Annotated in this window: 20 protein-coding genes; 9 read left to right on the forward strand and 11 right to left on the reverse strand. The window is 55.4% G+C overall.

Features of this window, described 5'->3' with window-relative positions; all coding sequences use genetic code 11:
- Window positions 1-4 precede the first annotated feature (4 nt).
- Window positions 5-784 carry an exodeoxyribonuclease III gene (xth, locus tag BUA39_RS01605; protein WP_072790001.1) on the forward strand — a complete coding sequence of 260 codons (780 nt, stop codon included), beginning with the start codon at window positions 5-7 and terminating at the stop codon, window positions 782-784.
- 23 nt (window positions 785-807) lie between these two features.
- Here the strand turns inward: xth and BUA39_RS01610 are convergent, their stop codons facing one another.
- The 3 genes from BUA39_RS01610 to dksA form a co-directional block, all read right to left on the reverse strand.
- Window positions 808-1,242, reverse strand: a complete 435-nt coding sequence (locus BUA39_RS01610) for a lipocalin-like domain-containing protein (RefSeq protein WP_072790004.1) — start codon at window positions 1,240-1,242, stop codon at window positions 808-810.
- 89 nt (window positions 1,243-1,331) lie between these two features.
- Window positions 1,332-2,504, reverse strand: coding sequence for an FAD-dependent monooxygenase (locus tag BUA39_RS01615; protein ID WP_072790007.1), 1,173 nt, complete (start codon window positions 2,502-2,504; stop codon window positions 1,332-1,334).
- Between the two features lie 83 nt (window positions 2,505-2,587).
- Complete coding sequence (dksA, locus tag BUA39_RS01620) at window positions 2,588-3,010, reverse strand: RNA polymerase-binding protein DksA (RefSeq protein WP_072790010.1); 423 nt, start codon at window positions 3,008-3,010, stop codon at window positions 2,588-2,590.
- 191 nt (window positions 3,011-3,201) lie between these two features.
- On the opposite strand from dksA, the gene BUA39_RS01625 reads away from it, so the two are divergent.
- The 7 genes from BUA39_RS01625 to BUA39_RS01650 are packed head-to-tail and all read left to right on the forward strand — an operon-like array spanning window position 3,202 to window position 8,459.
- Window positions 3,202-4,041: an AAA family ATPase gene (locus BUA39_RS01625; RefSeq protein WP_072790013.1), complete on the forward strand. Its 840-nt coding sequence runs from the start codon at window positions 3,202-3,204 to the stop codon at window positions 4,039-4,041.
- Window positions 4,042-4,091: 50 nt separating this feature from the next.
- Window positions 4,092-5,420, forward strand: a complete 1,329-nt coding sequence (locus BUA39_RS01630; RefSeq protein WP_242648523.1) for a DUF2927 domain-containing protein — start codon at window positions 4,092-4,094, stop codon at window positions 5,418-5,420.
- Between the two features lie 4 nt (window positions 5,421-5,424).
- Entirely contained in the window at window positions 5,425-5,589 is a 165-nt protein-coding gene (locus tag BUA39_RS16735) for a hypothetical protein (RefSeq protein WP_165610471.1), read from the forward strand.
- Window positions 5,590-5,593: 4 nt separating this feature from the next.
- Window positions 5,594-6,778 carry a vWA domain-containing protein gene (locus BUA39_RS01635; protein WP_072790016.1) on the forward strand — a complete coding sequence of 395 codons (1,185 nt, stop codon included), beginning with the start codon at window positions 5,594-5,596 and terminating at the stop codon, window positions 6,776-6,778.
- 27 nt (window positions 6,779-6,805) lie between these two features.
- Window positions 6,806-7,135 carry a hypothetical protein gene (locus tag BUA39_RS01640; RefSeq protein WP_072790020.1) on the forward strand — a complete coding sequence of 110 codons (330 nt, stop codon included), beginning with the start codon at window positions 6,806-6,808 and terminating at the stop codon, window positions 7,133-7,135.
- Window positions 7,132-7,740: a DedA family protein gene (locus tag BUA39_RS01645; protein WP_084604645.1), complete on the forward strand. Its 609-nt coding sequence runs from the start codon at window positions 7,132-7,134 to the stop codon at window positions 7,738-7,740. Before BUA39_RS01640 ends, BUA39_RS01645 begins: the two co-directional genes overlap by 4 nt.
- A 32-nt stretch (window positions 7,741-7,772) precedes the next feature.
- The gene (locus BUA39_RS01650) at window positions 7,773-8,459 is read left to right on the forward strand and encodes a M48 family metallopeptidase (RefSeq protein WP_072790027.1); all 687 of its coding nucleotides are present in this window, start codon (window positions 7,773-7,775) and stop codon (window positions 8,457-8,459) included.
- A gap of 37 nt (window positions 8,460-8,496) precedes the next feature.
- Here BUA39_RS01650 and BUA39_RS01655 read toward each other — a convergent pair whose 3' ends face one another.
- From BUA39_RS01655 to BUA39_RS01670, 4 genes are read right to left on the reverse strand one after another with little or no spacing between them, the layout of a single operon-like run.
- Window positions 8,497-9,036 (reverse strand): RSP_2648 family PIN domain-containing protein, encoded by a 540-nt coding sequence (locus BUA39_RS01655; RefSeq protein WP_072790030.1) that lies wholly within the window; start codon window positions 9,034-9,036, stop codon window positions 8,497-8,499.
- The gene (locus BUA39_RS01660) at window positions 9,033-10,223 is read right to left on the reverse strand and encodes an RSP_2647 family RNA methyltransferase (protein WP_072790033.1); all 1,191 of its coding nucleotides are present in this window, start codon (window positions 10,221-10,223) and stop codon (window positions 9,033-9,035) included. The genes BUA39_RS01655 and BUA39_RS01660 overlap by 4 nt, the downstream gene beginning before the upstream one ends.
- A 38-nt stretch (window positions 10,224-10,261) precedes the next feature.
- Window positions 10,262-10,528 carry a hypothetical protein gene (locus BUA39_RS01665; protein WP_072790035.1) on the reverse strand — a complete coding sequence of 89 codons (267 nt, stop codon included), beginning with the start codon at window positions 10,526-10,528 and terminating at the stop codon, window positions 10,262-10,264.
- 3 nt (window positions 10,529-10,531) lie between these two features.
- Entirely contained in the window at window positions 10,532-13,318 is a 2,787-nt protein-coding gene (locus BUA39_RS01670; protein WP_072790038.1) for a [protein-PII] uridylyltransferase family protein, read from the reverse strand.
- A 194-nt stretch (window positions 13,319-13,512) separates the two neighbouring features.
- On the opposite strand from BUA39_RS01670, the gene BUA39_RS01675 reads away from it, so the two are divergent.
- Window positions 13,513-13,698, forward strand: coding sequence for a hypothetical protein (locus BUA39_RS01675; RefSeq protein WP_072790040.1), 186 nt, complete (start codon window positions 13,513-13,515; stop codon window positions 13,696-13,698).
- Between the two features lie 87 nt (window positions 13,699-13,785).
- On the opposite strand, the gene lon is transcribed toward BUA39_RS01675, so the two are convergent.
- The 4 genes from lon to tgt form a co-directional block, all read right to left on the reverse strand.
- A complete protein-coding gene (gene lon, locus BUA39_RS01680; protein ID WP_072790043.1) occupies window positions 13,786-16,188 on the reverse strand; it encodes an endopeptidase La in 2,403 nt (800 codons plus the stop codon).
- A 353-nt stretch (window positions 16,189-16,541) separates the two neighbouring features.
- Window positions 16,542-16,904 (reverse strand): hypothetical protein, encoded by a 363-nt coding sequence (locus tag BUA39_RS01685; protein WP_072790046.1) that lies wholly within the window; start codon window positions 16,902-16,904, stop codon window positions 16,542-16,544.
- Between the two features lie 85 nt (window positions 16,905-16,989).
- Window positions 16,990-17,121, reverse strand: a complete 132-nt coding sequence (locus BUA39_RS17025; RefSeq protein WP_278246281.1) for a hypothetical protein — start codon at window positions 17,119-17,121, stop codon at window positions 16,990-16,992.
- 19 nt (window positions 17,122-17,140) lie between these two features.
- Entirely contained in the window at window positions 17,141-18,271 is a 1,131-nt protein-coding gene (gene tgt / locus BUA39_RS01690) for a tRNA guanosine(34) transglycosylase Tgt (RefSeq protein WP_072790048.1), read from the reverse strand.
- Between the last annotated feature and the right edge of the window lie 89 nt (window positions 18,272-18,360).

Consider the following 18,360-nt stretch of genomic DNA (forward strand, 5'->3'; position numbering starts at 1 on the left):
CCGCATGAAAATCGCGACTTTCAATATCAACGGCATCAAAGCCCGGATCAACGCCCTGCCCGATTGGCTCGACGAAGCGCAGCCGGATGTGGTTTTATTGCAGGAAATCAAATCAGTAGACGAAGCTTTCCCGCGCGAAATCTTTGAAGATCGCGGGTATCAGGTCGAAACCCACGGACAAAAAAGTTTCAACGGTGTGGCGATCTTGTCGAAACTCCCGCTTGAGGACATCACCCGCGGCTTACCCGGCGATGACGACGACGAACAGGCTCGTTGGATTGAAGCAACCGTGATGGGCGAAACGCCGGTGCATGTATGCGGGCTGTATCTGCCAAACGGCAACCCGGTTCCGGGACCAAAGTATGACTACAAACTCGCTTGGATGGAACGCCTGCAGGCCCGCGCAGAAGATCTGCTAAAGGCTGAAGAACCGTTTTTGATGGCTGGGGACTACAATATCATTCCGCAAGATGAGGATGCCCGTCGCCCTGAAGCCTGGCAAGAAGATGCTTTGGCGCGCCCTGAAAGCCGCGCAGCCTATCGCCGCTTGCTGAATTTGGGTTTCACCGAAGCATTCCGCGCCCGGACCTTTGGGCCGGAACATTATTCTTTCTGGGATTACCAAGCCGGTGCGTGGAATCGCGATGATGGCATTCGGATTGATCACTTCTTGCTGTCCCCGCAATGTGCGGACTTGCTAGTGGATTGTCAGATCGACAAAGAAGTGCGTGGGCGAGAGAAACCGTCCGACCACGTGCCAGTTTGGGTGGAGTTGGCGGCTTAGCCAGACCTAGAAATGTGTTCGGGTCAGTTCTTAACACGCTCCCAATCTACGAACGCAGTCACTCTCTTTCCTTGAAAATCAGCGTTTCTTGCGCTCAGACGCAAGTGATCACCGTCTATTTCGACGTGCCTCACTTGTTCTGTCCCGAGCCAGTTCGGCGTGGACGACTGAGACACATTATGCGTGACTTGCGTGCCCGAGAACGTATATCGCCCCGCATATGAAATATGGGACAGAAAGGCGTTTGTATACTCCTCAGCGCTGGCAACAAATGGATCGTTTGATTCAAACGGTGGGCGCTGGTTCGTCATCATATGAACAAAGACGTGGCCGTCCTCTGAATAATGAATGAATCCAGAGACATCCTGACCAAAGGGATGTGTCTTTTCGCCAGTCTCATCGACATTGTACCAACTGAGTAACGACCATGTGCCCAATAGCGGTATGCGATCTCTCATCCAATGCCCTCCTGCGTGAAAGTCCCACGATCACACAGGCGACCCAATCCGGTCAAGCATGCCCCAATATAGTCAGCACCGAAAAGCTATTAATCGGAAGTCACATCAAACCGATAAATCCAATCAAACTGCCCCATCATCTTTCTCGGGGCCAGGGCACCAAGCAACCGCATCCCGGTATGCGCTGCCATTCTCATTGGCAAGCCCGACAAATGGTATTTCCACGCATTACCAGAGGCTTGCGCCACGATCTTCGTGCATCTTTCATGGCGACGGGATTGATAAAGCGCCAATGCGACCGAAATATCCTCTGCGCCGGATAGGCTATCCGCCAGCATCCAAGCATCTTCCATCGCCATGACCGCGCCTTGCGCCATGAAGGGCAAAGTGGGGTGCGCAGCGTCGCCCAGTATCGCGACGTTTTCTCCAAACCATTTCTGGGCAACCGGGTGACGGAACAGGCCCCATAGGCCAACCTCCGTCACTTCCTCCAACAGCGCAGGCACCATTCCGCCAAAATCTGCAAAGGCCGCGCGCAGGTTTTTAGGGTCGTCGCGATGGGTCCAGCCTTCTTCGACCCACTCCATTCGCTCTTGCACAGCGACAAGATTGACCAGCTCACCGCCCCGCAGTGGGTAGCTGACCACATGCCGCTTTGGCCCCATATGCACCTGAGCCACATTCGGGTGGTTCATCGTATTGGGCACTGTCGCCCGCCACGCGGTTTGGTGGGTGAAAAACGGCGCAGTGGTGCCATTCAGGGCTTTCCGGACGACCGAATGCAGACCGTCTGCACCAATGATCAAATCGGCGGAGAAACTGTCCCCATTGGCAAGCGCCACGGTAGGTCGTGTCCCGGGAGTCACCGTCGTCGCCTGTTTCAAAAGCTTGATGGACACGCCCGCCTCACGACAAGCCGTCGCCAATAAATCAATTAAATCAGCGCGATGGACAAAGAAATAATCCTGATCCGCTTCCAATAGACCAAGATCCAGCCGCGTGACCAGCCGCCCTGCCTTGTAGTCGCGCAGTTCAACCGCTTCGGCCTTCACGCTGACCGCGCGGATGGCGTCTCCCAGCCCTAGGGCGCGTAGTACACAGACCCCGTTTGGGCTGATCTGGATGCCCGCGCCCACTTCGCTGATCTTTTCGGCTTGTTCCAACACGGTCACCTGCGCTCCGCGCTGCGCCAAGGCCAGCGCAGCCGTCAGCCCGCCAATGCCGCCGCCCAAAACGCCGATATTCATGCCGATCAGTGTCATCTTCGCCGTTTCCGTCTTTCAAAAACAAAACCGCCGGAACGCATCCACGCCCGGCGGTCTTAATCCATCCAATTCCCAAGCGATCAGTCGTCGCGGTGGACTTTTTCCCGGCGCTCGTGGCGTTCCTGCGCCTCAAGCGTCATGGTCGCGATTGGTCGCGCGTCCAGACGTTTCAGTGAAATTGGGTCACCGGTCACTTCGCAGTAGCCATATTCACCTTCATCGATCCGACGCAGGGCAGAATCAATTTTGGCAACCAGCTTGCGCTGACGGTCCCGTGTACGCAGTTCCAGCGCGCGGTCCGTTTCTTCGCTGGCGCGGTCAGCAATATCGGGAATGTTGCGCGTATTGCCCTGCAATCCCGTAATTGTGTCCCGGCTGCCCGCCAAGAGTTCTTCTTTCCAATCAATCAGCTTGCGTCGAAAATATTCAATCTGACGGTCGTTCATAAACGGCTCGTCATCCGCAGGAACATAATCTTCCGGCAGGAAAACTTCAGCTTTCATTTTTGCTCCCTCATCGTGGCTCGCGCCAGAGGCAACCAACCCCTCAAAACGCAAAACCCCCTAACTGGGCCGGATGTATCGCAGTGATTGCAGATTGTCACTACCTCAAGTGACCGCATTGCAGTGAAAAGGCCATCTGGTTACCTTGGCCTCTGTGAACGCGGCACAATTGAGCAAAGAGGCAAGCACCAATGAAATTCGAAGGCACGCAAAGCTATGTGGCGACGGCTGACCTGACGACGGCAGTCAATGCTTCTGTCATGCTGGAACGCCCGCTTTTGGTGAAGGGAGAGCCGGGCACCGGCAAAACCGAGCTTGCCAAACAGTTCGCCAATGCGCTTAGGCTGCGCATGATCGAATGGAATGTGAAATCCACCACCAAGGCCCAGCAAGGCCTATACGAATATGACGCCGTCAGCCGTTTGCGTGACAGCCAGTTGGGTGATGAGCGCGTACATGACGTGGCGAACTACATCCGAAAAGGTAAACTTTGGGAAGCCTTTGATTCAGATGAGAAAGTCGTGCTTTTGATCGACGAAATCGACAAAGCGGACATCGAATTTCCCAACGACCTGTTGCAGGAACTCGATAAGATGGAGTTCCACGTCTATGAGACCGGGGAAACCGTGCGTGCCAAGCAGCGCCCGATCATCATCATCACCTCGAACAATGAAAAAGAACTGCCTGACGCCTTTTTGCGCCGCTGCTTTTTCCACTACATCAATTTCCCCGATGCCGAGACCATGAAAGCTATCGTCAAAGTGCATCATCCGGGCATCAAGGATCAACTTTTGACAGAGGCGCTGACCCAGTTCTACGAAATCCGCGACACACGTGGTTTGAAGAAGAAACCGTCCACCTCTGAAGTCATCGATTGGTTAAAACTTTTGCTGGCGGAAGACCTCGCTCCCGAAGATTTGAAGCGTGATGGGGCAAATGCATTGCCGAAACTGCATGGGGCGCTCCTGAAAAACGAACAGGATGTGCATCTGTTTGAACGTTTGGCCTTTATGGCGCGGTCCGGCCGGTGAGCCGCGCGGGGCTTTGTAAAGCAGCTCTTTGGCTGGCACTGCCCCTCTGCGTGGCCTGCACTGCCCCACGGCCCGACGCAGCGCACCCGACCCGCGCGGTTGTTGCCGACACCACGCTCCCCCCTGTCCGAGCTTTTACGCAGCCAGCACCGGTGCTGCCGTCGCGCGCCAACACCGATATCACACGCGATTTTCTTGACCTGTCCTTTGCTTTGGAAAGTGGGCGACCGCTGCCTGTGCTGACACGGTTTGAAACCCCGATCACGGTCAAGCTTCAAGGGCGCAGTACGCCCATTTTGCGAAACGATCTGGCGCGACTGCTCATGCGGCTGCGGAACGAAGCGGCGATAGACATTCGGCAGGTCACACAAGGCCCGGCCAATATTATCATTCAAACGGTCGCCAAAGACGACATCCGCCGCGCCCTGCCCCATGCAGCCTGTTTCGTTGTTCCTAATGTTGACTCGCTGAGTGCTTATCGCCGTGCGCGTGGTACGGTCCGCACTGACTGGGCGCAGCTACAAAAGCGCGAAAAGCTTGCGATCTTTCTGCCGTATGACACCAGCCCGCAGGATATGCGTGACTGCCTTCACGAAGAACTGGCGCAGGCCTTGGGGCCATTGAATGACCTCTACCGGCTGGAAGACAGCGTTTTCAACGATGATAACTTTCACGCGGTCTTGACCTCATTTGATATGCTGATCCTGCGCGCGACCTATGACCCGGCACTACAGAATGGCATGTCCCGTGAACAGGTCGGAGCACGCCTGCCAACCATCCTTGCGCAGATCAATCCCGATGGAGAGCACGGTCGCACCGCGCCTCGCAGTCGAACGGATCGAGAGTGGATGAACGCCATTCAAGTCTCTGTCGGACCGGACACCACTAACGCTCGTCGTTTAGCCGCCGCCGAAAAGGCGCTGTCGATTGCGCAGTCTCGGGGTTGGAGCGATCAGAGACGCGGGTTTAGTCATTTCATCTTGGCGCGCGCATTGCAAAACCGTGATCCCCATCTTGCCATTCGGCATTTCAGACTGGCCGATCAATATTTTCAAGCATCGGTCCCGGACGGCCCTCATCGCGCTGCGGTTGCCGGACAGTTGGCGGCTTACGCCTTGGCACAGGGGGACGCCCAAGAGGCGCTGCGCCTTGCCGATAGTCAAATAGGCAACGCAACCACCTATCAGAACGCTATCCACCTCGCGTCGCTATTGATGCTGAAATCCGAGGCGCTCGCCGCCTTGGGACAAACAGCCGCCGCTGAACTGGCGCGTCTGGACAGTCTTGGGTGGGCAAGATACGGGTTTGGCCCAGAATGGATCGTGCGGGCCAAGCAACGAGAGATCGCCTTGCTTTACCCGAAAAACAGGACAAATTAGCGGTATGTATATAATCACCGGCCTTATTGGCATCCTCCTCGGCGTTGTCTCGGCAAAGCGCCGCAATGGGAAACTCGCGGATATCCTGCACTATGGCGCGGCCTTCGGGATCGCCTTTGCCGTGCTTGGGTTCATCCTGGCGCTGATCATCGAAAAGAACTTCTACTGAGCCCATGTTTCAACCGCTCTTTGAAAACCTCAGGTCCGTCGGCGTCCCAGTGAGCCTGCGGGAATACCTGAGTTTTCTGGCAGCGTTGAAAACCGGCATCGCCACCTATGACACCGAGGTCTTTTATTACCTCGCCCGCACAGCGATGGTGAAAGACGAACGCAACCTCGACAAATTTGACCGCGCCTTTGCCGCGACTTTTGAAGGGATCGAAAGCATCACGGCGCAGGATGTCCTGAATGCGGTCGACATCCCCGAGGACTGGCTGCGCAAGATGGCGGAAAAGCATCTTAGCCCCGAGGAAATGGCCGAAATCGAAGCCATGGGCGGATTTGATAAATTGATGGAGACCTTAAAAGAGCGGCTGAAAGAACTGGAAGGCCGGCACCAAGGCGGCAACAAATGGATTGGCACAGCAGGCACCAGCCCTTTCGGTGCCTATGGCTACAACCCCGAAGGCGTGCGGATTGGCCAAAATGGCAGCCGTCATCAACGCGCCGTCAAAGTCTGGGACAAACGTGAATTTCGCAATCTGGATGACAGTGTTGAACTCGGCACCCGCAATATCAAGGTGGCCCTGAAACGCCTGCGTCGCTGGGCGCGCGATGGTGCATCCGAAGAGTTGGATCTGGACGGGACCATCCGTTCGACCGCGGAACACGGCTACCTCGATGTGAAAACCCGACCCGAAAAACGCAATGCTGTGAAGGTTCTGCTGTTTCTGGATGTCGGCGGTTCTATGGACCCACATATCAAAGTGGTTGAAGAACTGTTTTCCGCCGCGCGGGCAGAGTTCAAACACCTCGAATATTTCTATTTCCACAACTGTCTTTACGAAGGTGTCTGGCGCGACAACGCCCGGCGCTGGAACGATCAGACACTAACCTGGGACGTTCTGCGCACCTACGGCACTGACTACAAATGCATCTTTGTTGGCGATGCTTCGATGTCTCCATATGAGATCGCCTATGCCGGTGGGGCGAATGAGCATTGGAACCAGGAGCCAGGTCAGACATGGCTGGAGCGGGCGCGTGAACAGTGGCTGGACAATCTGTGGATCAACCCGGTTCCGCAAGCCCATTGGGACTACACCCATTCGATCAGCATGATCCGCGACATATTCGAAGACCGCATGGTGCCCATGACCTTGTCTGGTTTAGACGACGGAATGCAGATACTTTTGCGTTAAACGTCTGAGCGCAAATACGAGGCCACGATGCGAGCGATCTTAAAACGACACCCGATAGCAAGCGCCGGATTTCTATTGGCCGTGGCGGCAACGCTGTTCTTTGCCGTCAAATTGATTGCAGACACCGTTTATTGGGCGGACCCTGCCCATCGTCAGCAAGCCGCTGAAGAATGGATGACGCCTGCTTACATCGCGCGATCATGGGACGTTGATCGGCAGGCTCTTGCACGTCACCTTGACATCTCTAGGTCCGATTTCAATGGGCGCCCCACGCTGAAACGGATCGCTCAGAAACATGGCGTGCCGGTTGAGGAAGTCATCAACGACGTTAACAGATACCTCGGTCTGCCCCAATGATCGAAGCGCTGACGATATATTTGGCAGACTACGGTGCTCTGACTTTGTTTTTTGTAACATTCGCCAGTTGCCTTGCCATGCCTGTTCCATCTTCTCTTTTGATGCTGACCAGCGGTGCCTTTGTCGCAACCGGCGATCTGAGCCTAGGCAACGTGGTCATCGCCGCACTCAGCGGCGCGGTGCTTGGAGACATATGTGGATTTCTGCTTGGCCATCGGTTGCAGACGCACGTAAACGACTTTGCCGAGCGCAGCCAAAAGCGACAAGCCCTGTTGCGCCGCGCTGGCGACATTCTTGATCAGCGCGGGATGATCGGTGTCTACCTCAGCCGGTGGCTTTTCTCTCCGCTTGGACCCTATGTCAATTTCGTCGCCGGGGCGACCGGCATGCACCCGCTGCGCTTCGTGATCGCAGGTGCGCTGGGTGAAGCCACATGGGTCTGCCTCTACATTGGATTGGGCTTTCTGTTCGCAGGCAATCTTTCGATGGCTGCGGAACTTGCCAGTGATACAATCGGGCTTCTGGCGGCAGTCTTTGTCATGCTTGGCACCGGAGCGTGGATTCTGCACAACCGTCGTAAACTTCATGCCACTCAGCGTGGTTGATCCACCATGCACCGCGCCCCATATTCAATAAGATGCTAAAGTTCGCCCCTATTCTCCTCGCGATCCTCTATGCCCTCGCCATGTATCGGTTTAGCGCATGGCGCACCGCGCGCATGTTGGATCAGCAATCCACGGAATTGGCCGATCCTGCCCTAAAGCAACTGATTGACCGTATGGCCGCTGCGTTGGAGCTGCCACGTATCAAGGTGCATATCTATGAAATCGACCCGGTAAACGGCTTGGCCGCGCCAGATGGGCGGATTTTCATCACGCGCGGGTTTTACCGCAAATACGCCAATGGGGAGGTCAGCAAAGAAGAACTCGCCAGCGTGATCGCGCATGAATTGGGGCATGTTGCCTTGGGCCATTCGCGCCGCCGGATGATCGATTTTTCGGGCCAAAACGCCCTGCGCACGGCACTGGCCATGGTTCTGACCCGGTTTATTCCTTTTATTGGTGTCTGGATTGCGAACGCGCTGACCACGCTTCTGGCCGCGCGGCTCTCGCGCGGTGATGAATATGAGGCGGATGAATATGCGGCAGCCTTGCTGACCAAGGCTGGTATCGGTACGGACCCGCAAAAATCTTTGTTCCTGAAACTCGAAGAACTCACCGCCAACCGCGCGGGTGCCATACCCGCATGGATGATGAGTCACCCCAAGACCGATGAACGCATCAAAGCCATCGAAGCGCTGGAAGCAAAATGGGGAACAGCGTAGTCAATCGGTAGGCCGTGCTTCCGCCCGGGATATGTTCTTATCCCAAAGCCTTCGCCAAACGCGGCAACCGGGCTTTTTTCAGCAAAGGTCGCATCTGCCAGTCCTTGCCAGACAGACGACAGGCTTCTTCACGGACCGACTCCGCGACCATTGCGACAATGTCTGGATTGCTTAACCATATGCTGTGCAAAAACCCGTCCGGTTCCAGTCGATCCAAGCCTTCCTCTGCCAATATATGCTTTGGAAAATCTTTGGCATTCAACGTTACAATCGCATCCGCATGCCCATCGACCGCCGCTGCAAGAACGTGAATATCTGCCGCGTCAGGCAGATAGAGCCGAGCTTCTGTGCCGGGGCGATAGGTCACAACAGCTTTCGGCCACGCAGCCTTGGTCAAAGCAATTTCACCGCGTGCTTGTGCTTCGCCTGTGGGGCCGATCTTTCGCGCAGCCCGCGCCCATTCTTCCAGAATACGATCAGACCACAGCGGTTCAAAAACACCAGCCTTAGCGACACCCAGTAGAACCTCCCGCATAACGGTTGGGTAAATCACGCAGGTATCAAGCAAAAGCTTCATAGGCGGAAGAACAGTGCTTTTAGATAGCCACTTTCGGCAAGCTGCGGCATCAGCGGATGGTCAGGGCCTGCAAATCCTGTGTGGATCAATTGTCCCCGACGCCCGGCGCGGCCAATTCCGCGCGCAGACGCGTTTCGGAAAAGCGAGAGTTCTGCAGCATGAGAGCAGGAACACAGCCCCAAATACCCACCTTCGGCCACCAAAGGGGCCGCCAAGCGAGCCACGCGTTCATACGCCCGCAGCCCTTTTTCCAGCGCGGGTTTGTTTGGCGCAAATGCAGGCGGATCGCAAATCACCACGTCAAACTGCGCGCCTTCCTCTGCCAGCGCCTCTAGCACCGCAAAAGCGTCTCCCTTGCGGGTGGTGAACCGGTCCGTCACACCTGCGGCTTCGGCGCCTTTTTGCGCCAGATCCAAAGCTGCCGCAGACCCATCAACCGCCATTGCTGACGCTGCTCCACCTGCCAAAGCGGCCAGAGAAAAGCCGCCGACATGCGAGAAAACATCAAGCACCCGCGCGCCTTTGGAAAGCTGCGCGGCAAACCCATGATTGGGGCGTTGATCAAAGAACAACCCGGTTTTCTGCCCGCCGGTCAGGTCCGCCATATAGGTTGCACCATTCATCAGAACCGGCAGCGGAGCGTCCGGCGCTTGGCCAAGAAGCACTGCGTTTTCTTCGTCCAGCCCCTCAAGGCTCCGGGCACGACCACTGGCGTTTTTCAGGATGTTACGCACCCCCGTCACATAGGCCAAAGCCTCTGTCAAAGGCTCAATCCGATCATCGGCCCAGGCGGCATTGGGCTGCACGACGCAGGTGTCACCAAAGCGGTCAATCACCACGCCGGGTAGTCCATCCGCTTCGGCATGCACAAGGCGATAGAAAGGCTGGTCATAAAGCCGCTCTCGCATTGCCAAAGCTTTGGCTAGCCGCGCCTCAAACCACGCCTGATCAATCTGTGCATCGACCTGCTGATCCAGCATCCGGCACATGATTTTGCTGTTTGGGTTCACAGTGACCACGCCCATCGGGCGGCGCTCTGCATCTTCCAGAACCGCAAGCGTGCCCGGAGCAAGTTTCTTGGTCCGGCGATCGGTCACCATTTCATTATCATAGACCCAAGGGAACCCATGGCGAATGGCGCGCGCGTTGGCTTTTGGTTTCAGGCGAACAAGAGGAAGATCAGTCATGCCGACCTCCTACAGCCATCCCCCCAAAGAGGAAAGCCTTAACCTTTGCGACGGCGGCCCCCGCGCCGACGTCCTTCTGCCCCGACCGTGGCTTGAACAGAGCCTTCGCGCAGCACCTCAGTCATTGGATGCTCTGGATGGTCCACTTCGTATTGCTGCAACAGCTGCCCAATCACCTCTGCCGTTGCCTCGATATCGCGGCCCAAGGCCCAATCCAGAAAGATCGATCGGCATTGCCCTAAATCGATCCCCTCGATGCGGTAGGCTTCGCGGATCAAGCCGCGCGGATCAAGTGTCTGCCCCATAGGCTAGCCTTTCAAAGGACGCGCAAGACTGCGGTCAATTCGTGCTCCGACGTTTTCTGCAACCTGTTCCAATCTTTGTCGCAGCGTGTCAACAGAACTCTCCTCGGTTTCACGTAACAAGAAGGCCACGCCGCCTGCCCCCAACTCATCGGGATTAAGCGCTTTTTGCCCCAGAAGCCGCGCAACAGATTGAAGCGTGCGAAACAGATCATAACCGTCACGCAGCACCGTAACATCTTCTTCGTCAAGCCAACCGATCAAAGCGCCATTTCGCAGACTGTCTCCGACCTCTCGGGTGGCCACCCCGGCCAAAAGCGCAGCAGTTTGCGACAAAAGTTCAATATCCTGCAAACGCCCGGCGCCAAGTTTTGCGTCCCAAACGCCAGACGATGCCTTGGCCGAAGCGATCCGTTCCCGCATTTCTTGCACGTCTGCCCGCACCTTTGCCTCGTCTGAAGGGCGCGCCAACTGCGTTTGACGAAACAGTTCCACCTCTGACATCAAGTCCTCTGCCCCAGCAATGGGTCGCGCCCGGGTCAGTGCCAGATGCTCCCAGGTCCAGGCTTGGTTCTCCTGGTAGTCTCGAAACGATGTCAAAGAGGTCGCCACAGGTCCTTGCGTACCAGAGGGGCGCAGGCGCATATCTACCTCATACAGCCGCCCTTCTGCCATGGGCGCGCTAAGGGCCGTGACCAAAGCCTGCGTCAGCCGCGCATAATAGGCGCGCGAAGCCAAAGGGCGTTTGCCGTCCGAGGCGTCTACCCCAGCGGCATCATAAATCACGATAAGGTCAAGATCAGAGGTCGCCGTCAAAAGTCCCGCGCCGAGCGATCCCATGCCAAGCACCATCGCGCCGCGCCCGGGCATCGCGCCGTGTTTATTGGCGAACTCCCGTGTTACCACCGGCCATAGGCCTACGAGTATGGTCTCTGCCAATTCAGAATACTGTGTCGCGGCCTCTGTTGCCGAGATCAACCCGCGCAGGTGATGCACCCCAATGCGGAAGTGATATTCCTTCATCCAACGCCGCGCGGCATCGAGGCAGGATTCATAGTCATCATTTGCATCAAGCAGGTCCTGCAATTCGCTGCACAGCGTCTCTTTGCCCGGCCAAGCCGCAAAAAACGCCCCACCGATGACAGCGTCCAAAACAGAGGAATTGCGCGACAGATACTGTGCCAAGGCCGGCGAGGTGCTGAGGATATCAACGAGCAGATCAACCAGTTGTGGATTGGCCTCAAACAGTGAAAAGACCTGAACGCCCGCAGGCAAGCCCGCCAAAAACCCGTCCAACGCCACAAGCGCCTCATCAGGTTTCGCGGCCTCGGTCAATCGATGTAGAAGGTCAGGTTTCAGTCGATTAAAAATCTCCACAGCCCGAGACGACCGCAACGCCGGATAGGTCTGCCAGCGCGACAGGATTTGCTCATCAAACTTATGCGCCTCGACCTTTGGCTGAGGTGTCATCGCGTCAGGCGCAAAGAAATCTTCGGTCAGCGCATGGACGTCATCAATGCGCGCGCGCCATTCATCTTTCAGGTCGGCCAGGTCGCGCCCCATCAGGCAGGCGATGCGCTGCAGCCCTTCTTCGGTTTTAGGTAAATCGTGGGTCTGCGCATCGTTCAGCATTTGTATGCGATGCTCGACCTCGCGGTGCGCCCTGTAATGCACCGACAGTTTTTCAGCTATATCCGGTTTCACCCAACCCTGTTCCGCAAGTCGCTGCAGCGCAGGCACCGTCTGGCGCATGCGCAGCGAACGATCCCGTCCGCCCGCGATCAACTGCCGTGTTTGCGCAAAGAACTCGATCTCTCGAATGCCGCCGCGGCCGAGTTTCAAGTTGTGGCCCGCTAACCCGCGCTGGGCTGCCAAGCCTTTATGCTCGCGAATACGCAGCCGCATTTCATGCGCCTCATGAATGGTCGCGAAATCCAGATGCTTGCGCCAGACGAAGGGGCGCAGGGTGTCCAAAAAACGATTGCCCGCCTCAAGATCACCCGCTGCAGGCCTCGCCTTGATATAAGCGGCCCGTTCCCAGGTGCGGCCAAGACTTTCGTAATAGCGCTCTGCCGCTTCCATCGCGACACAAACGGGTGTGACCGCCGGATCAGGCCGCAACCGCAAATCTGTGCGGAACACATAGCCTTCGCCGGTAATATCACTCAGCAAGGCCATGGCGCGACGTGTAGCCCGGACCAAAGACGACCGTGCATCGTGGAAATCGGCCAGTTCATATTGGCTTTCGTCAAACAGACAGATGAGATCGATATCGCTTGAGTAATTCAACTCGTGTGCGCCCATCTTGCCCATCGCAAGTGCCACCAAGCCGCCCAAGGTCGGAACATCGTCTTCTGTCGCACCAGGAAGTTTTCCACGTGTGATTTCTTTGTCGACAGTCGACTGTAGTGCGATTTGACATGACAAATCAGCGAAATCCGTCAAGGCACTCGTGACGTCTTCCAATGTCCAGACACCGGCGATATCAGCCAAAGCCGTCATCAAGGCAATGCGCCGCTTTGCCTGTCGCAGCATGACCCCCAAGGCATCTGGCGGGCAGGCACTGAGATTTGAATGCACGCGAGATAACGCGGCCTCTGGCGCATCAAGCGCTTCTGGCAGCCAGTTGATTTCTTTCTGGATCAGCCCTCGCAAATATGGGCTACAAGAACCAACGGCGACCAACAGGTTTTCAATATCACCTTCGGCAAAACCAAGTTGCGCCCGCAGGTCCTGCGCGATTTCAGGATCAAAAACCGAAGGCATGCGGGTTATACGAGAGGTAAAATTCATGCGGAAACCATGCGACCAACCTTAACGATCGTCAACGGCAATCGCGGGCGAATACATACGATTGGCGGGCGACCAAATGCGTCGAAAACGCAACATAATCCGGTCAAAACCAACATCAGCGCATGCATTGATTGACTTATCGTACCATCGCGATACCTGCAGAGCGTCAAAATCTTACACCTATTGAGGCACCCATGAAAAAAGCACTTCTCGCTCTGGCTATTGCCACCGCAACCACCCCTGCAATGGCAGGCGGAATGTCCGAACCGATGGTCGAAGCACCTGTTATCGAAGCAGATGCTGCATCCAGCGCAAACGAAGCGGCAACCGTGATGGCGATCCTGACGATTGCAATCCTTGCTGCAGCTCTGGACAACTAAGCGACACAATTTTCGCTGAAAGACACCGAAAAAGGCGCCCTATCGTGGGGCGCCTTTTCCTTTTTTTCAATGCGTTAAAGAGCCAACCTAATGCGCTGTCGCGCTTGGGTTCTGCGCTTTGGCCAAGGCCGCAGCTGCCGCTTCTTCGGCCGCTTCGTCCCATTCGACAGGCTCTGGTTTTGCGACGAGCGCACGTTCCAGAACTTCTGACACATGGGTCACTGGAATGATTTCCAGCCCTTCTTTTACGTTATCTGGAATCTCTGCGAGATCCTTTTCGTTCTCTTCCGGGATCAACACGGTTTTGATACCGCCCCGCAACGCTGCCAATAGTTTCTCTTTCAAGCCACCAATTGGCATCGCGTTGCCCCGCAAAGAGACCTCGCCGGTCATGGCGATGTCTTTGTGGATCGGAATGCCGGTCAGCACAGAGACAATCGACGTCACCATCGCAAGACCCGCAGAGGGACCGTCTTTCGGCGTTGCCCCATCCGGCACGTGCACGTGAATGTCGATCTTGTCGAACTTCGGAGGCTTCACCCCGATTTCTGGCGCAATAGACCGCACATATGAACTCGCCGCGTCGATGGATTCCTTCATCACATCGCCCAGCTTACCGGTGGTTTTCATCCGACCTTTACCCGGTAATTTCAGTGCCTCGATATGCAGCAGATCACCGCCCACGCTGGTATAAGCCAGCCCAGTCACAACGCCGACCTGATCCTTGCTTTCAGCCAGACCATAGCGGTACTTTTTCACGCCAAGGAATTCATCCAAGTTCTCAGGCGTCACCGTCACGCTGTCAGTTTCCTTGCGCACGATCTTAGTGATGGCTTTGCGGGCGATCTTGCCAATCTCACGCTCAAGGTTCCGCACGCCCGCTTCACGGGTGTAGGTGCGGATCATTTCCTGCAGCGCTTCCGGGTCCAGCGTGAATTCCTTGGCTTTCAGACCGTGGTTCTTCACCTGCTTCGGAATAAGGTGACGATGCGCGATCTCCGCCTTTTCGTCTTCGGTGTAGCCCGCCAGCGGAATGATCTCCATCCGGTCAAGCAATGGCCCCGGCATGTTATAGCTGTTGGACGTGGTCAGGAACATGACGTTTGACAGATCATATTCTACCTCAAGGTAGTGATCGACAAACGTGCTGTTCTGTTCTGGGTCCAAAACCTCCAGCATCGCAGAGGCTGGATCGCCACGGAAATCCTGCCCCATCTTGTCGATTTCATCGAGCAAGATCAGCGGGTTGGTGGTTTTCGCCTTTTTCAGCGCCTGAATGATCTTACCCGGCATGGAGCCAATATAAGTCCGGCGGTGACCACGGATTTCGCTTTCATCACGTACACCACCTAGGGAGATACGGATGAACTCACGACCTGTTGCCTTCGCCACAGATTTACCCAGCGATGTCTTACCCACACCCGGAGGGCCGACAAGGCACATGATCGGGCCTTTCAGCTTTTTGGAGCGTTGCTGAACTGCGAGGTATTCCACGATGCGTTCTTTTACCTTTTCAAGGCCAAAGTGATCGTGATCCAGTGTCTCTTGTGCCTTGTTCAAGTCTTTCTTCACGCGGGATTTGGTGCCCCACGGAATGGACAGCATCCAATCCAGATAGTTGCGCACAACAGTCGCTTCGGCAGACATCGGCGACATGTTCTTAAGCTTCTTCAGCTCTGCGTCGGCCTTTTCCTTGGCTTCTTTGGACAGTTTGGTCGCGGCAATACGCTCTTCCAACTCTTGGATTTCACCAGAGCCGTCTTCGCCGTCGCCCAATTCCTTCTGAATGGCTTTCATTTGCTCATTCAGATAATATTCGCGCTGGGTCTTCTCCATCTGCGATTTCACGCGGGTTTTGATCTTTTTCTCGACCTGCAGCACAGACATTTCGCCCTGCATCAGGCCATAGACCTTTTCCAGCCGTTCAGAGACAGAAAGCGTTTCCAGAAGCTCTTGCTTTTGATCAACCTCAACACCCAGATGGCCTGACACTAGGTCCGCCAGACGCGCAGGTTCTTCGGTTTCAGACACAGCGCTAAGCGCTTCTTCTGGAATGTTTTTCTTGATTTTGGCGTAACGCTCAAATTCGTCGCCGACCGAACGCAGCAGCGCCTCGATCGTGGTCGCATCGCCTGGAATTTCATTCAGATATTCGGCGGTCGCTTCAAAGAAAACATCGTTTTCAAGGAAGTCATTGATCTGCACCCGCGCCTGACCTTCGACCAGCACTTTCACAGTGCCATCGGGCAGTTTCAGCAGTTGCAGCACATTGGCCAGCACACCTGTGCGGTAAATGCCTTCTGCTTCCGGGTCGTCCTCAGCCGGGTCGATCTGGCTCGCCAGAAGGATTTGTTTGTCGTCCTGCATCACTTCTTCAAGCGCGCGCACGGATTTTTCACGGCCCACAAACAGCGGCACAATCATATGTGGGAAAACCACAATGTCGCGCAGCGGCAGGACGGGATAGGATGAATTGAGTGGCTCTTGCATACTCGGTCCTTGTTCTTGGCAAGACAGCCCGGCCCCGCTTTGCGGCAACACTTGCTGTCTCCTCTTTCGAGTTTTCTATCTGGTACGGCTCGGCATGGGTTTCAAGACAGGTCTCTTCCCGCGCGCCTCTGTTGTTGAAATCAGAATGCCTTTTGGGACGCGGGATCACAAGGGTGGATTTGCAGCGATTCACTCTGTGTTAACGACATCAAGCGGCCCTTGGGGTCATGCCACACGAAATTGACCGCCCACCACGCATACCGCCCAAGATTAAGTCAGCGCAGAATCCGAGTTAGGTAGGTTGTTTTGAGTTGGATAATAAGCGCGAAAGCTTTGGACGCGCCTTTGGTTTACTAAATCACGACATAATTGGCAGAGAGAAGTCCACCGAACAGAAATAAAGTGATCGTTATCGCAATAATGGACAGTCTCAGTCTTTTTCCGCTGAGGTATTTGATAGCGGAATATGCCGCGAACAAGATTGCTATTAGACCTAGCGAGGCGATGAGGGAGCCACCGCTAAAACTTAGTGAGACCAATATCGGCGCAAGCAAGAAATAGACGAGCATGAACGGCAATTTTACAAAACCATCTATTGAAATGCCGGTAAGCGGGCCAATCAAAATTGTTGCCGTGAGCAGCGCGGCGAAAAGCCCAATAATGCACTCTGCTGGTTTGCCAAAATCTGATTTCAAGAAATTTAAGAATGCGTTCATCAATAGATCCTTCCCAAGACCACACTGGCTCAATTTACCTCAGCCGCGCCACTGTTTTAGTCTTCGCGCTTTCGAAAAAACATTTTCACAGATCTCCACTTAACCCGATCTCAAAATTGATCGCGACAAACCCGATAAAGAGCCCCAAAAGAATTCCCAAAACCACTTCGATAGGTTTTGAATAGTCAGCGATTATGTAATTAAGAACAATCTTCACTAGTACTTTCCTCTATTTTCTAAACTGGCTCAATATCCCCCTGCGCCCTAGCTTGATGGAAATCCCTTTCCCAAGCCTCAAAGGTCCCGGCTTCAATCGCGTCCCGCATGCCCTGCATAATGTCTTGGAAATATTGCAGGTTATGCCACGTCAGTAGCATCCCCGAAATCATCTCGTTAGACCGGAACACATGGTGCAGGTAAGCCCGTGAATAGTTCTGACAGGCCGGGCAGCCGCACGATTCATCGAGCGGCCGCGGGTCATCGGCGTGGCGCGCGTTTTTGATGTTCACGACGCCATGGCGGGTGAAGCATTGCCCTGTACGACCAGAGCGCGACGGCAGAACGCAGTCCATCATGTCAATCCCGCGTTTGACAGCGCCAACGATGTCATCTGGCTTGCCAACCCCCATCAGGTAACGCGGTTTGTCGACCGGCAATTGATCAGGCGCAAAGTCCAGCACAGAGAACATCGCCTCCTGCCCCTCACCTACGGCCAGACCACCAACCGCATAGCCATCAAACTCGATCTCACGTAAAGCTTTGGCGCTTTCTTCGCGGAAATCTTCCTCAAGACCGCCTTGCTGAATGCCAAACAAAGCATGTCCCGGACGATCCCCAAAGGCATCTTTGGACCGTTCAGCCCACCGCATCGACAGGCGCATGCTCTCTGCAATGCGATCTCGGTCTGCTGGCAAGGCCGGGCATTCGTCAAAACACATGACGATGTCAGATCCCAACAGCTTTTGGATTTCCATAGACCGTTCCGGCGTCAGCTCGTGCTTAGATCCATCGATATGGCTTTGGAAAGTCACACCTTTCTCTGTCAGCTTCCGCAGTCCCGCCAAAGACATAACCTGAAAGCCGCCGGAATCCGTCAGAATGGGCCGCTCCCAGTTCATAAACTTGTGCAGACCACCCAGACGGTCAATGCGCTCTGCCGTCGGGCGCAGCATCAGGTGATAGGTATTGCCCAGCAGAATGTCCGCCCCCGTCGCGCGTACGCTTTCTGGCATCATCGCCTTGACCGTCGCCGCCGTACCAACCGGCATAAACGCCGGTGTGCGGATCTCTCCGCGCGGGGTCGAGATCACCCCGGTGCGCGCCTTGCCATCGGTGGCTTTCAGGTCAAATGAAAAACGGCTGGTCATAGTTCACCTTTTTAGCTTTGCGCGCTCCTTACGCTGTCTTATCAAGGTTGTAAAATAGCACATTCGGCCCCACCTCATGGCTTGGGGCA

Origin of the sequence: Cognatishimia maritima (assembly GCF_900129685.1) — a bacterium.
Classification (GTDB): Bacteria; Pseudomonadota; Alphaproteobacteria; order Rhodobacterales; family Rhodobacteraceae; genus Cognatishimia; species Cognatishimia maritima.